This window comes from Rugamonas rubra, assembly GCF_900114705.1.
Lineage (GTDB): Bacteria > Pseudomonadota > Gammaproteobacteria > Burkholderiales > Burkholderiaceae_D > Rugamonas > Rugamonas rubra.
This window is the reverse complement of sequence record NZ_FOTW01000016.1, coordinates 54,713-68,087: the sequence shown is the minus strand read 5'-3', so window position 1 is coordinate 68,087 and position 13,375 is coordinate 54,713. Positions and strand designations below refer to the sequence as shown.

Below are 13,375 nucleotides of genomic sequence, written 5' to 3'. Positions count from 1 at the left end.
GCAGAGCATCCACAGCGCCTGGCACGGCCGGCGCCGGCTAGGCCGCCGCCGCCGGCACCACCGGCCAGATCTGCGCGATGCGCAGCAGGTTGGTGCTGCCCGGCTGGCCGAAGGGCACGCCGGCGGTGATGGCGATGCTGTCGCCGGCCACGGCGAAGCCCTGTTCCAGCGCGGCCTGGCAGGCCGCCGCCACCATGCGGTCGACGTTGCGCACCTCCTGGCTGACGGTGGAATGCACGCCCCAGGCCAGCACCAGCCGGCGCGCCGTCGACAGGTTCGGCGTGACGCTGAGGATGGGCGCCGTCGGCCGCTCGCGCGCGGCGCGCAGGCTGGTGTGGCCGGAGCTGGTGTAGGTGACGGTGGCGACGGCGCCGACGATGCGCGTCACGTCGCGCAGCGCCGAGCAGATGGCGTCGCCACTGTTGGGCTGCGGCGCCTGGTTCTGCGCGTCTATCATCTGGCGGTACAGCGGGTCCTTCTCCACCTCGCCGATGATGCGGTCCATGATCCGCACCGCCTCGACCGGGTAGGCGCCGCTGGCCGATTCGGCCGACAGCATCACGGCGTCGGCGCCGTCGTAGATGGCGCTGGCGACGTCGGAGGCCTCGGCCCGCGTCGGCACCGGCGCGCCGATCATCGATTCGAGCATCTGCGTGGCGATGACGATGGGCTTGCCGTGCTGGCGGCAGGCGCGCAGGATGCGCTTCTGCACGCCGGGCACGCGCTCGGGCGGCAACTCCACACCCAGGTCGCCGCGCGCCACCATGATGGCGTCGGAGACGGCGACGATGGCGTCGAGGCCGTCGAGCGCCGCCGGCTTTTCCAGCTTGGAGAGCAGCGCGGCGCGGTCGCCGATGATGGCGCGCGCCTGCAGCACATCCTCCGGCCGCTGCACGAAGGACAGCGCGATCCAGTCGGCGCCCATGTCGAGCGCGAAGTCGAGGTCGCGCAAATCTTTCTCGGTCAGCGCCGGGATGGGCAGCACCACGTCGGGCACGTTGACGCCCTTGCGGTCGGACAGCACGCCGCCGCTCACCACGCGGGTGCGGATGGAGCGGCGGTCGGCGCCGCGCCCCAGCACGGCCAGGCGCAGCTTGCCGTCGTCGAGCAGCAGCGACTGGCCGGCGTCGACCACCTCGAAAAGCTCGGGGTGCGGCAGGCAGACGCGGTGGACGTCGCCCGGCGTCGGGTCGCGGTCGAGCGTGAACTCGGCGCCGGCCAGCAGCGTCACCCTGCCCTCGGCGAACTGGCCGACCCGCAGCTTGGGGCCCTGCAGGTCGGCCAGGATGGCGATGGGCCGGCCGGCGGCGCGCTCGATCTCGCGCACGATGTTGCAGCGCGCCTGGTGGTCCTGGTGGCTGCCGTGGCTGAAATTGAAGCGGAACACGTCCGCTCCCGCGTCGAACAAGGCCTGGATGGCCTCCTTGCTGCTGCTGGCTGGGCCGAGTGTGGCCACTATTTTGGCCTGGCGTAGACGTCGCATGTGATCCCCTAGTGTATTTTTTTGTGTGACGGACGGCGCGCTACAGCACCAGTACGGCACGGAAGTCGTTGACGTTGGTGCGGGTCGGGCCGCTGACCACCAGGTCGTCGAGGGCGCTGAAGAAGCCGTAGCCGTCGTTGTTTTCCAGCAGAGTGCGGGCGCGCAGCTTGAGCGCCTCGCCGCGCGCCAGCGAGTCCGGCGCGTACAGGGCGCCGGCGTTGTCCTCCGAGCCGTCGATGCCGTCGGTGTCGCAGGCGATGGCGTGGATGGCGGGATGCGCCTCCAGCGCCACGCCCAGGCTGAGCAGGAACTCGGCGTTGCGCCCGCCCCGGCCGCTGCCGCGCACCGTCACCGTGGTCTCGCCGCCGGAGATGATGACGCAGGGCCGCTGGAACGGCTGGCCGCGCGCCGCCACCTGGCGCGCCATGGCGGCGTGCATGATGGCGATGTCGCGCGACTCGCCCTCGATGCCGTCGGACAGGATGTAGGGCGTGATGCCGGCGGCGCAGGCGTGCCGCGCCGCCGCCTCCAGCGCGTCCTGGGCGACGGCGATGACGTGGTGCTCGTTGCGGGCGAAGCGCGGGTCGCCCGGCTTTGGCGTCTCGCCGGCGCCGGACTGCAGATGCTCGCGCACACCGGCCGGCAGCTCGATGGCGTACTTACGCAGCACCGCCAGCGCGTCGGCGCAGGTGGTCGGGTCGGGCAGGGTCGGGCCGCTGGCGATGATGCCGGGGTCGTCGCCCGGCACGTCGGAGATCAACAGCGTGACCACCCGGGCCGGCGCGCAGGCCAGCGCCAGCCGGCCGCCCTTGATGGCCGACAGGTGCTTGCGCACGCAGTTCATCTCGGAGATGGCGGCGCCGCTGCGCAGCAAGGCGCGGTTGATCGCCTGCTTCTGCTCCAGCGTGATACCGGGCGCCGGCAGCGCCAGCAGCGAGGAGCCGCCGCCGGAGATCAGGCACAGCACCAGGTCGTTCTCGCCCAGGCCCCGCACCATCTCCATCATGCGGCCGGCGGCGCGCAGGCCCGCCGCGTCCGGCACCGGATGGGCCGCTTCGATCACTTCGATGCGCTGGCAGTCGACGCCGTGCCCGTAGCGCGTCACAACCAGGCCGGAAATGTCGCCTCGCCAGTGCTGTTCGACGGCGCGGGCCATGGCGGCGGCGCCCTTGCCGGCGCCGATCACCAGCGTGCGGCCGTTGGCGGGCGGCGTGGGCAGATAGGCCGGCAGGCATTTCTCGGCGCTGACGGCGGCGACGGCGCTGCCGTACAGGTCGAGGAGGAATTGGCGGGGATTGAAGGTGCTCATCCTGGTGCTTTCATAAAAGAGCGCGGCGGCAAGGCGAAAGGGGGGGCGTTCCGCCGCCACGCTGGGGGAAACGTGGTCAAGCCGCCGCGCTCAGGCCTCGGCGATCTGGTGGTTGGACATCAGCTCGATGGCGCGGCACAGCGCCGAGTGGTCCAGGCCGCCCATGCCGTTGGCGGCGCAGGCGTTCATCAGCTCCTGCGCCATGGCGGTGTTGGGCAGCGAGACGCCGAGCGCCTTGGCGCCTTGCAGGGCCAGGTTCAAGTCTTTCTGGTGCAGCTCGATGCGGAAGCCGGGGTTGAAGGTGCGTTTGACCATGCGCTCGCCGTGCACCTCGAGGATGCGCGAGGCGGCAAAGCCGCCCATCAGCGCCTCGCGCACCTTGGCCGGGTCGGCGCCGGCCTTGGAGGCGAACAGCAGCGCCTCGGCCACCGCCTGGATGGTCAGCGCGACGATGATCTGGTTGGCCACCTTGGTGGTCTGGCCGTCGCCGTTGCCGCCGACCAGGGTGATGTTCTTGCCCATCATCTCGAACAGCGGCTTGACGATGTTGAAGGCCGCCTCGGGGCCGCCGACCATGATGGTCAGCGAGGCCGCCTTGGCGCCGACCTCGCCGCCGGACACCGGCGCGTCGAGATAGTCGCAGTCGAGCGCGTTGATCTTGCGGGCGAACTTCTTGGTTTCGATCGGCGAGATGGAGCTCATGTCGACCACGATGGAGCGCGGCCGCAGACCTTCCGCCACGCCCTTGTCGCCAAACAGCGCGGCTTCGACGTGCGGCGTGTCCGGCACCATGACGATGATGATGTCGGCGCGCATGGCCACCTCGGCGGCCGAGGTGCAGACGGTGGCGCCGGCCTCGATCAGCGCGAACGGCGGGTTCTTGATGTCGTGCAGGTAGAGCTTGTGGCCGCCGGCCAGCAGGTGTTGCGCCATCGGCGCGCCCATGATACCCAAACCGATAAATCCGACTCTAGACATGATGATCTTCCTTTTCATTTGTGTGTGAGATTGCTGTTCGTTTTGCACAGCCGCTAAGCCAAGGGCTGAAACCAGGGTCAGACCCTAGGGTCTGACCCTCGATGTGGTCCCGTATCTAAAGGCCATGCTCGCCGCGCCAGCCCAGGCCCGCCAGCGTGGTGCCGCGCGGCTTGTACTCGCAACCTACCCAGCCGTCGTAGCCGAAGGCGTCCAACTGGGCGAACAGGAAGCGGTAGTTGATCTCGCCGCTGCCCGGCTCGTTGCGGCCCGGGTTGTCGGCCAGCTGAACGTGGCGGATCAGCGCCAGATAGGCCTTGATGGTCGCGCTCAACTCGCCCTCCATGCGCTGCATGTGGTAGATGTCGTACTGGATGAACAGGTTGTCCGATCCGGTCGCCTCGATGATGCGGGCCGCCTGGCCGGTACGCGACAGGAAGAAGCCGGGGATGTCGAAGGTGTTGATCGGCTCGATCAACAGGCGGATGCCCTCCTTCTTCAGCGCGTCGGCGGCGAACTTCAGGTTGGCCACCACGGTACGCTCGGCGCTTTCCAAACTAACGTCCGGCGGCACAATGCCGACCAGGCAGTTGAGCTGCTTCACGCCCAACGCCTTGGCGTAGATGGCGGCCTGCTGCACGCCTTGGCGGAACTCCTCGACCCGCTGCGGGTGGCAGGCGATGCCACGCTCGCCGGCCTCCCAGTTCCCGGCCGGCAGATTGTGCAGCACCAGTTCCAGCCCGTTGGCCTGCAGGCGCGAGGCCAAGTCCTTCACCTCGTAGGCGTAGGGGAAGAGAAACTCGACGGCCTTGAAGCCGGCGGCGGCCGCCGCCTCGAAGCGGTCGAGGAACGGTACTTCGTTAAATAGCATGGTCAGATTTGCTGCCAGTTTGCTCATGTCGCTTCCTTTCGTGTCAATTCGGTTCGGGTGCGGATTTGGGCTCAGTCGAGCAGCGCGATCGCGGTCGGCGCGTCGGCCCCGCTGAGGGCCAGCTCTTCGAACTCGTTGATGTTGTTGATGTCGACACCCATCGCGATGTTGGTGACGCGCTCGAGGATCACCTCGACCACCACCGGCACGCGGAACTCCTCCATCCACGCCTTGGCCTGCTTGAAGGCGTCCTGCAGATCGTCCGGCTTGGTGACGCGGATCGCCTTGCAGCCCAGCCCCTCGACCACGGCGACGTGGTCGACGCCGTAGCCGTTCAGTTCCGGCGCGTTGATGTTCTCGAAGGCCAGCTGGACGCAGAAGTCCATGTCGAAGCCGCGCTGCGACTGGCGGATCAGGCCCAGGTAGGAGTTGTTGACCACCACGTGCAGGTAGGGCAGCTTGAACTGCGCGCCGACGGCCAGCTCCTCGATCATGAACTGGAAGTCGTAGTCGCCGGAGATGGCCACCACGCTGCGCTTGGGATCGGCCGCCACCACGCCGAGGGCGGCGGAGATGGTCCAGCCGAGCGGGCCGGCCTGGCCGCAGTTGATCCAGTGGCGGGCCTTGTACACGTGGAGGAACTGGGCGGCGGCGATCTGCGACAGGCCGATGGTGCTGACGTAGCAGGTGTCGCGGCCGAAGGCCAGGTTCATCTCCTCGTAGACGCGCTGCGGCTTGACCGGCACTTGCTCGAAGTGGGTCTTGCGCTGCATGGTGCGCTTGCGTTCCTGGCACTGCGCCACCCAGGCGGAGCGGTCGCGCAGCTTGCCGGCGGCCTGCCACTCGGTGGCCACCTCGATCAGCAGCATGAGCGCGTGGGCGGCGTCGGAGACGATGCCGAAGTCGGGGCCGAAGACGCGGCCGATCTGGGTCGGCTCGATGTCGATGTGGACGAACTTGCGGTCCTTGGTGTAGACCTCGATCGAGCCGGTGTGGCGGTTGGCCCAGCGGTTGCCGATGCCGAACACGAAGTCGGAGGCCAGCACCGTGGCGTTGCCGTAGCGGTGGCTGGTCTGCAGGCCGGCCATGCCGACCATCAGCTTGTGGTCGTCGGGGATCACGCCCCAGGCCATCAGGGTCGGCACCACCGGCACGCCGGTCAGCTCGGCGAACCGCACCAGCAGCTCGGCCGCGTCGGCGTTGATGACGCCGCCGCCCGGGGTCAGCAGCGGATGCTCGGCCGCGTTCATCATGGCCAGCGCCTTTTCGATCTGGGCGCGGGTCGCCTTCGGCTTGTAGGGCTCGAGCGGCTGGTAGGTGTCCGGGTCGAACTCGATCTCGGCCATCTGCACGTCGAACGGCAGGTCAACCAACACCGGGCCCGGACGGCCGGAGCGCATGATGTGGAAGGCCTGCTGGAACACCATCGGCACCAGCGCCGGCTCGCGCACGGTGACGGCCCATTTGGTGACCGGCTTGGCGATGGACTCGATGTCGACCGCCTGGAAGTCCTCCTTGTACAGGCGGGCCCGTGGCGCCTGGCCGGTAATGCAAAGAATAGGTATGGAATCGGCCTGGGCCGAGTAGAGCCCGGTGATCATGTCGGTGCCGGCCGGGCCGGAGGTGCCGATGCACACGCCGATGTTGCCGGCGCTGGCGCGGGTGTAGCCCTCGGCCATGTGCGAGGCGCCCTCGACGTGGCGCGCCAAAATGTGCTTGATCGTTCCCTGCTTCTTCAAACCCGCGTAGAATGGGTTGATGGCCGCGCCCGGCACGCCGAACACTTGGTGTACGCCCTCTTTTTCCAAAACGATTGCTGCTGCCTGCGCTGCGGTCATGCGTGCCATGCTGGTCTCCCTGGGCTATGATGTTTGAACTGATGAGGAGCATCGTAGCGGCAAAGGGCGGCCGTGATAAGAAGACAAAACCTCGCTTTATTCGATACTCCTAGTATCGAATACTTGTGGAATAATGGGCCATGGACAAACTCACCCAAATCGAGGCCTTCGTTGACGTGGCCGAAAAGGGCAGCCTGGTGAAGGCCGCGCTGGGCCAGCACATCACCCCGGTGATGCTGGGCCGGCGCATCGACGCGCTGGAAAAACGCCTCGGCGTCAAGCTGATGCACCGCACCACGCGGCACCTGACCCTGACCGAACAGGGCATGCTCTACCTCGACCACTGCCGCAAGCTGTTGGCCGACCTGGGCCACGCCGACCGCATGGTCTCCGAGGGCCGCCACCGCGCCACCGGCCACCTCACCGTGTCGGCGCCGGCCGCCTTCGGCCGCAAGCACGTGGCGCCGCACGCCGCCGGTTTCGTGCGCGCCCATCCCGACGTGCAGATCTCCTTCAACCTGACCGACCGCGTGGTCGACCTGGTGCGCGACGGCTACGACGTCGGCATCCGCATCGGCGGCGTCATCGACCCCAGCTTTGTCGCCGTCAAACTGGCTAGCAACCGCCGCGTGGTGTGCGGCACGCCGGACTACTTCGAGCGCAACGGCATCCCGCGCACGCTGGACGACCTGGCGCAGCACAACTGCCTGGCCTTCAACCTGCAGGGCGGCCAGCAGCGCGGCTGGTACTTCCAGGAGAACGGCAAGCAGGTGACCATGCGCGCCGACGGCAATTTGAACTGCAACGACGGCGAGCTGCTGCACCGCTGGGCCACCGAAGGACTGGGCCTGGCCTGGCGTTCGTCGTGGGAGATCGAGTCGCAGTTGGCCTCGGGCGAATTGATCACGGTGCTGGACGACTTCGCCCTGCCGCAGTACGACATCGTGGCGGTGTATCCGCAGCAGCGCCATTTGCCGGCCAAGGTGCGCTTCTTCATCGACATGCTCAAAGAGATTTACGCGCGGCCGGACTACTGGTTAAGCCGCTAGCACGACACTCCCACCCCTCCCCGAAGGCGGCCATGTGCCGCCTTTTTTTGCGCCGCAAAACGGCCTGCCGACGCCCTCTTCGGCGGCAAAAATCCGCCTCGCCACGGCAGCCAAAACACTTATCTTTTCAGCATAGATATTTGCCCCAGGTACATTTCCGCACCGCACCAAAAATGTAAAACAAGAATCGTGTTTTCGGTAAATTTTTTGTGTCTTTATTTTGACATATTGTTAAATTTCCGAATTGCCGACGCTAGCACTCGCATCAAGCAAGTCAAACAGTTTTCCGGCAAAACTTTCATAACGTAAGTTAACGTCGGCTAACGGAGCCATATGCGCACTATAAACCGCCCGCGTAATACCACAATTTGACAGGCAAAATTATCTGTTGGTTCAAAGTGACAAAAGAACATTTTTGCTAAAAATTGTCACAACGGTGCTATATTTCCGTTGGCAAATATGCATCAACTATCAGTTTGATTGCTGGCCTGAACGATGGTTACCACCATCCATTTCTCAACACTTTTTGCGACGTCCCGACATGGTCAATAGCAACTCGGTTTTGGATACTCCCACCCCCGGCGAGCCGGTGCCGGTCCACTTCAACGACACGGCACGCGACTATCCCCGCGCGGCCGTGATCCAGCAGATCTTCGAGCGGATTGCCGCCGCCGCGCCCGAGCGCATCGCGCTGGACGATCTGTCGGAACAACTCAGCTATGCCGAGTTGAACCGCCGCGCCAACCGCCTGGCCCATCTGCTGCTCGAACTGGGCGTGGGGCCGGACCGCCGCGTCGCCCTGCTGCTCGAGCGCGGCATCGCCATGGTGGTCGCCAGCTTGGCGGTGCTGAAGGCCGGCGGCGCCTATCTGCCGCTCGATCCGGCCACCCCGCCGGCGCGGCTGGCCGAGATCCTGGCCGACGCCACGCCGCAGGTGCTGCTGTGCGCCAGCGCCAGCGCCGTCGCCGGCCTGGACTGCGGCGCGGCGCTGGTCGAGCTGGCGCGCGACGGCGAGCGCCTGGCGCGCCAGCCCGAGCACGATCCCGACCCGGCCGCCAGCGGACTGCAGGCGCGCCACCTGGCCTACGTCATGTACACCTCCGGCTCGACCGGCGCGCCGAAGGGCGTGATGATCGAGCACCGCAGCGTGCTGCGCCTGGCGCTCAACAGCGGTTTCGCCCCGCTCGACGAGCGCGACTGTGTGGCCCATTGCGCCAACCCGGCCTTCGACGCCGCCACCTGGGAGATCTGGGGCGCGCTGCTGAACGGCGCCCGCCTGTTGGTGCTGGCGCCGGGCACGGTGCTGCGGCCGCAGGCGTTCAACGACGCGCTGCTCGCCGGCGGCGCCACCGCACTGTGGCTGACGGCCGGCCTGTTCCACGAATACGCCGACGCGCTGGCGCCCGCCTTCGGCCGCCTGACCTGGCTGCTGGCCGGCGGCGACGTGCTCGATCCGAAGCGCCTGGCCGCCGTGCTGGCCAAGGCCGGCCGGCCGCGCCATCTGCTCAACGGCTACGGCCCGACCGAGACCACCACCTTCGCCACCACCTTCGAGGTCGACGCCGCCGCCGCGCAAGCCGGCGCCATCCCCATCGGCCGGCCGATCGGCAACACCCAGGTGCGCATCCTCGACGAGCACGGCGCGCTGCTACCCTTCGGCGCCACCGGCGAGATCTGCATCGGCGGCGACGGTGTCGCGCGCGGCTACCTGAACCGGCCCGAGCTGAGCGCCGAGCGCTTCATCGCCGACCCGTTCGGCGGCGACGCCGACGCCCGCCTCTACCGCAGCGGCGACCTGGGACGATGGCGCGCCGACGGCAACATCGAATTCGTCGGCCGCAACGACTTCCAAGTCAAGCTGCGCGGCTTCCGCATCGAGCCGGGCGAGATCGAGGCGCGCCTGGCCGCCTGCGCCGGCGTGCGCGAGGCGCTGGTGCTGCTGCGCGAGGACAGCCCCGGCGACAAGCGCCTGGTCGGCTACCTGGCGCAGCAGGCCGACGCCGCGCCAATCGACGTGGCCGCCGTGCGCGCCGAGCTGAAACAGGCGCTGCCGGTCTACATGCAGCCCGCCGCCTTGCTGGTGCTGGCGCGCTTCCCCTTGACCGCGAACGGCAAGGTCGACCGCAAGGCGCTGCCGGCGCCGGCCCGCGCCGACGCCGCCGACGGCGACTACAGCGCGCCGCAGGGCGACCGCGAACAAGCCTTGGCACTGTTGTGGCAGGACCTGCTGGCGCTGCCGCAGGTGGGCCGGCACGACAATTTCTTCGCGCTGGGCGGCCATTCGCTGCTGGCGCTGCGCCTGATGGCGCGGCTGCGCCAGCAGTTCGACGTCGAGCTGGCGCCGCGCGTGCTGTTCGAACACCCGACCGTCGCCGCCCTGGCCGCCCAGTTGAGCGGCGCCGCGCCGGCCCGCTGGGTGCCGATGGGCGCCGCCGCACTTGGCGCAGACGGCACGTCCGGCGCGCCGGCCGAGTCGGCGCCCTTGTCGCATGCCCAGCAACGCCTGTGGTTCCTCAACCAGCTCGACCCGGCCGCCGGCCAGGCCTACCACATGCCGGTGGCCTACCGGCTCAGCGGCGCGTTGCACGAGGACGCGTTGAAGGCCGCGCTGGCGCGCATCGTGCAGCGCCACGACAGCCTGCGCACCCGCTTCGCCATGCTAGACGGCGCGCCGGTGCAGCGCGTCGCGCCGGCCGACCAGGTGCCGCCGCTGCTGGAGCAGGACCTGAGCTACCTCGACGAGCACGAGCAGGGCGCCGCGCGCGGCGCGCTGTACGCCGCCGAGATCGCCCGCCCCTTCGACCTGGCCGCCGGCCCGCTGCTGCGGGTGATGCTGCTGCGGCTGGCTCCGGACGAGCACGAACTGCTGCTGATCCAACACCACATCATCTCGGACGGCTGGTCGATGGGCGTGCTCAAGGCCGAGCTGGGCGCCTTGTACGGCGCCTTCAGCCAGGGCCGGCCCGACCCGCTGCCGCCGCTGGCGCTGCAGTACGCCGACTACGCCGCCTGGCAGCGCCAACCGGCGCAAAGCGCCGCGCTGGAACGGCAGTTGGCGTTCTGGCGCACCCACCTGGAGGGCGCGCCGGCGCTGCTGGCGCTGCCGACCGACCGGCCACGGCCGGCGCGGCAGAGCTATCGCGGCGGCCGCGTCGCCTTCGCGCTGGAGGCCGACGCCAGCGCGGCGCTGCGCCGCCTCGGCCAGCGCCACGGCGCCACCTTGTTCATGGTGCTGCTGGCCGGCTGGTCCTCCCTGCTGGCGCGCCTGAGCGGCGGCGACGACATCGTCGTCGGCACGCCGGTGGCCAACCGCCAGCGGCCGGAAGTGGAGGCGCTGATCGGCTTCTTCGTCAACACGCTGGCGCTGCGCCTGCGCCTGCAGGGAGATCCGAGCGTCGCCGAACTGCTGGCGCGGGTGCGCGCAACCACGCTGGCGGCCTACGAGCAGCAGGAGCTGCCGTTCGACCACCTGGTCGAGGCGCTCAATCCACCGCGCAGCATGGCCCACGGACCGCTGTTCCAGACCGTCCTGGCGCTCGACAACACGGGCGGCGAACAGATCGACCTGCTGCCGCAACTGGCGCTGCGCGAAGCCAGCCTGCCGCAGAACACCAGCCACTTCGACCTGTCGCTGCTGCTGGCCGACGACGGCCGCCGGCTCAGCGGCCACATCGAGTACGCCAGCGACCTGTTCAACAACGCCACCGCGCGGCGCCTGGCCGACAGCCTGCGCGTGCTGCTGGCCGCCATGGCCGACGACGACACGCTGCCGCTGGCCCGCCTGCCGCTGCTGGCGCCGGCGGCGCGGCGGCAACTGCTGGTCGACTTCAACGCCAGCGCCAGCGCCACGCCGTATCCGCGCGACGGCCTGATCCACCAGCAGTTCGAACGCCAGGCCGCCGCCACGCCGGACGCGCTGGCGCTGTGCCGCGGCGCCGAACGGCTCAGCTACGCCGAGTTGAACCGGCGCGCCAACCGCCTGGCCCACGCCCTGCTGGCGCTCGGCCTGGCGGCGGACGACCGCGTCGTGCTGCTGCTGTCGCGCGGCAGTGCGCTGGTGGTGGCCATGCTGGCCGTGCTGAAGGCGGGCGCCGCCTATGTGCCATTGGAGCCGGACGCGCCCGCCGCCCGTCTGCGCCACATCCTGGCCGACGCCGCGCCGCGCGCGCTGCTGTGCGCGGCGGCGGCCGCGTCCTCGGTGGAACTGTCAAGCTACAGCGCGAAGTTCAACTGCCCCCTGCTGCCGCTCGACGAGCACGGCGCCGCCGCCGGCGACCAGCGCGGCGGCGCCGCGCGGCCGGAGACCAACCCGGACGCCGCCGCCCTCGGCCTGCACGCGCGCCAGCTGGCCTACGTGATGTACACCTCCGGCTCGACCGGCGCGCCGAAGGGCGTGATGGTCGAGCACCGCAACGTGCTGCGGCTGGCGCTCAACGGCGGCTACGCGCCGTTGGCGGCGGACGACTGCGTGGCGCACTGCGCCAACCCGGCCTTCGACGCCGCCACCTGGGAGATCTGGGGCGCGCTGCTGAACGGCGCCCGCCTGCTGGTGCTGCCGGCGCAAACGGTGCTGCGGCCGCAGGCGCTCAACGCCGCCCTGCTCGACGGCGGCGCCACCGCGCTGTTTCTGACCACCGGCCTGTTCCACGAATACGCCGATGCGCTCGAGCCGGCCTTCGCCCGCCTGCGCTGGCTGCTCACCGGCGGCGAGGTGCTCGACCCGCAGCGCGCCGCCCGCGTGTTGGGCAAGGCCGGCCGGCCGCGCCATCTGCTCAACTGCTACGGCCCGACCGAAACCACCACCTTCGCCACCACCTGCGAGCTGGGCGCCGAGACGGCGCAGGCGCGCGCCGTCCCGATCGGCCGGCCGATCGGCAACACCAGCGTCTACCTGCTCGACGGCGAGGGCCAGCCGGTGCCCATCGGCGTAACCGGCGAGATCTGCATCGGCGGCGACGGCGTGGCGCGCGGCTACCTGAACCAGCCGGCGCTGAGCGCGCAACGCTTCGTCGCCGATCCGTTTAGCGCCGTCGAGGGCGCCCGCATGTACCGCAGCGGCGACCTGGGGCGCTGGCGCGCCGACGGCAACCTCGAGTTCATCGGCCGCAACGACGAGCAGTTGAAGCTGCGCGGCTTCCGCATCGAACCGGGCGAGATCGAGGCGGTGCTGGCGGCCCAGCCCGGCGTGCGCGAGGCGCTGGTGCTGTTGCGCGAGGACAGTCCCGGCGAGCGCCGCCTGGTCGGCTATGTCAGCGCGGCCGACGGCGCCGAGCTCGACCCGGCCGCGCTGCGGCAGGCGCTGAAGGCGGCGCTGCCCGCCTACATGCTGCCCAGCGCCCTGGTGCGGCTGGCGCGCTTGCCCCTGACGGCGAACGGCAAGGTGGATCGGCGCGCCCTGCCGCCACCGGACCTGGCGGCGCAATCGGAGCAGGCGGCGGGCCGGACGGACACCACGGCGCCCGCCGTCGCGCTCAGCGCCGAGGAGGCGGAGCTGGCCGAACTGTGGCGCGCGCTGCTGCGCCAGCCACGCCTGGCCGGCGCCGACAACTTCTTCGACCTCGGCGGCCACTCCTTGCTGGCGGTACGGCTGGTGGCGCGCATCGAACAGCACTACGGCATCGAGTTTCCGCTCGACGCCGTGTTCGAGGCGCCGACGCTGAACCAAATGGCGGCGCGCGTCGCCATCCTGCGCGCCGGCTGCCAACCCGCCGCGCTCGACGACCTGCTGCGCCAGTTGGAGGATATCAGCGACGAACAGGCCAGCGAGCGCCTGGACGACGCTTGGCCACCCGCCGCCGCCAAGCCGCCGCCGCAGCCGGCAAAACCGGCAGCACATTAGGCGGCACATTA

7 protein-coding genes are annotated in these 13,375 nt (G+C 69.5%); 2 read left to right on the top strand and 5 right to left on the bottom strand.

What is annotated here, in order from left to right:
• Window positions 1-37: 37 nt before the first annotated feature.
• The 5 genes from pyk to gcl all read right to left on the bottom strand — a co-directional run bounded on the left by pyk (window position 38) and on the right by gcl (window position 6,485).
• Window positions 38-1,483: a pyruvate kinase gene (pyk, locus tag BM252_RS17140; protein ID WP_093388886.1), complete on the bottom strand. Its 1,446-nt coding sequence runs from the start codon at window positions 1,481-1,483 to the stop codon at window positions 38-40.
• Window positions 1,484-1,523: 40 nt separating this feature from the next.
• Window positions 1,524-2,792, bottom strand: coding sequence for a glycerate kinase type-2 family protein (locus tag BM252_RS17135; protein WP_093388885.1), 1,269 nt, complete (start codon window positions 2,790-2,792; stop codon window positions 1,524-1,526).
• Between the two features lie 90 nt (window positions 2,793-2,882).
• Window positions 2,883-3,818: a 2-hydroxy-3-oxopropionate reductase gene (locus BM252_RS17130; protein ID WP_281249359.1), complete on the bottom strand. Its 936-nt coding sequence runs from the start codon at window positions 3,816-3,818 to the stop codon at window positions 2,883-2,885.
• A 67-nt stretch (window positions 3,819-3,885) separates the two neighbouring features.
• Window positions 3,886-4,665: a hydroxypyruvate isomerase gene (gene hyi / locus BM252_RS17125; RefSeq protein WP_093388883.1), complete on the bottom strand. Its 780-nt coding sequence runs from the start codon at window positions 4,663-4,665 to the stop codon at window positions 3,886-3,888.
• A gap of 44 nt (window positions 4,666-4,709) precedes the next feature.
• Window positions 4,710-6,485: a glyoxylate carboligase gene (gcl, locus tag BM252_RS17120; protein WP_093388882.1), complete on the bottom strand. Its 1,776-nt coding sequence runs from the start codon at window positions 6,483-6,485 to the stop codon at window positions 4,710-4,712.
• Between the two features lie 131 nt (window positions 6,486-6,616).
• Between gcl and BM252_RS17115 the strand changes: the two genes are divergently transcribed.
• Both BM252_RS17115 and BM252_RS17110 read left to right on the top strand, forming a co-directional pair.
• Window positions 6,617-7,525: a LysR family transcriptional regulator gene (locus BM252_RS17115; RefSeq protein ID WP_093388881.1), complete on the top strand. Its 909-nt coding sequence runs from the start codon at window positions 6,617-6,619 to the stop codon at window positions 7,523-7,525.
• Window positions 7,526-8,087: 562 nt separating this feature from the next.
• On the top strand, window positions 8,088-13,364 hold the full coding sequence (locus BM252_RS17110; protein ID WP_174900566.1) for a non-ribosomal peptide synthetase: 5,277 nt from the start codon (window positions 8,088-8,090) through the stop codon (window positions 13,362-13,364).
• Window positions 13,365-13,375 lie beyond the last annotated feature (11 nt).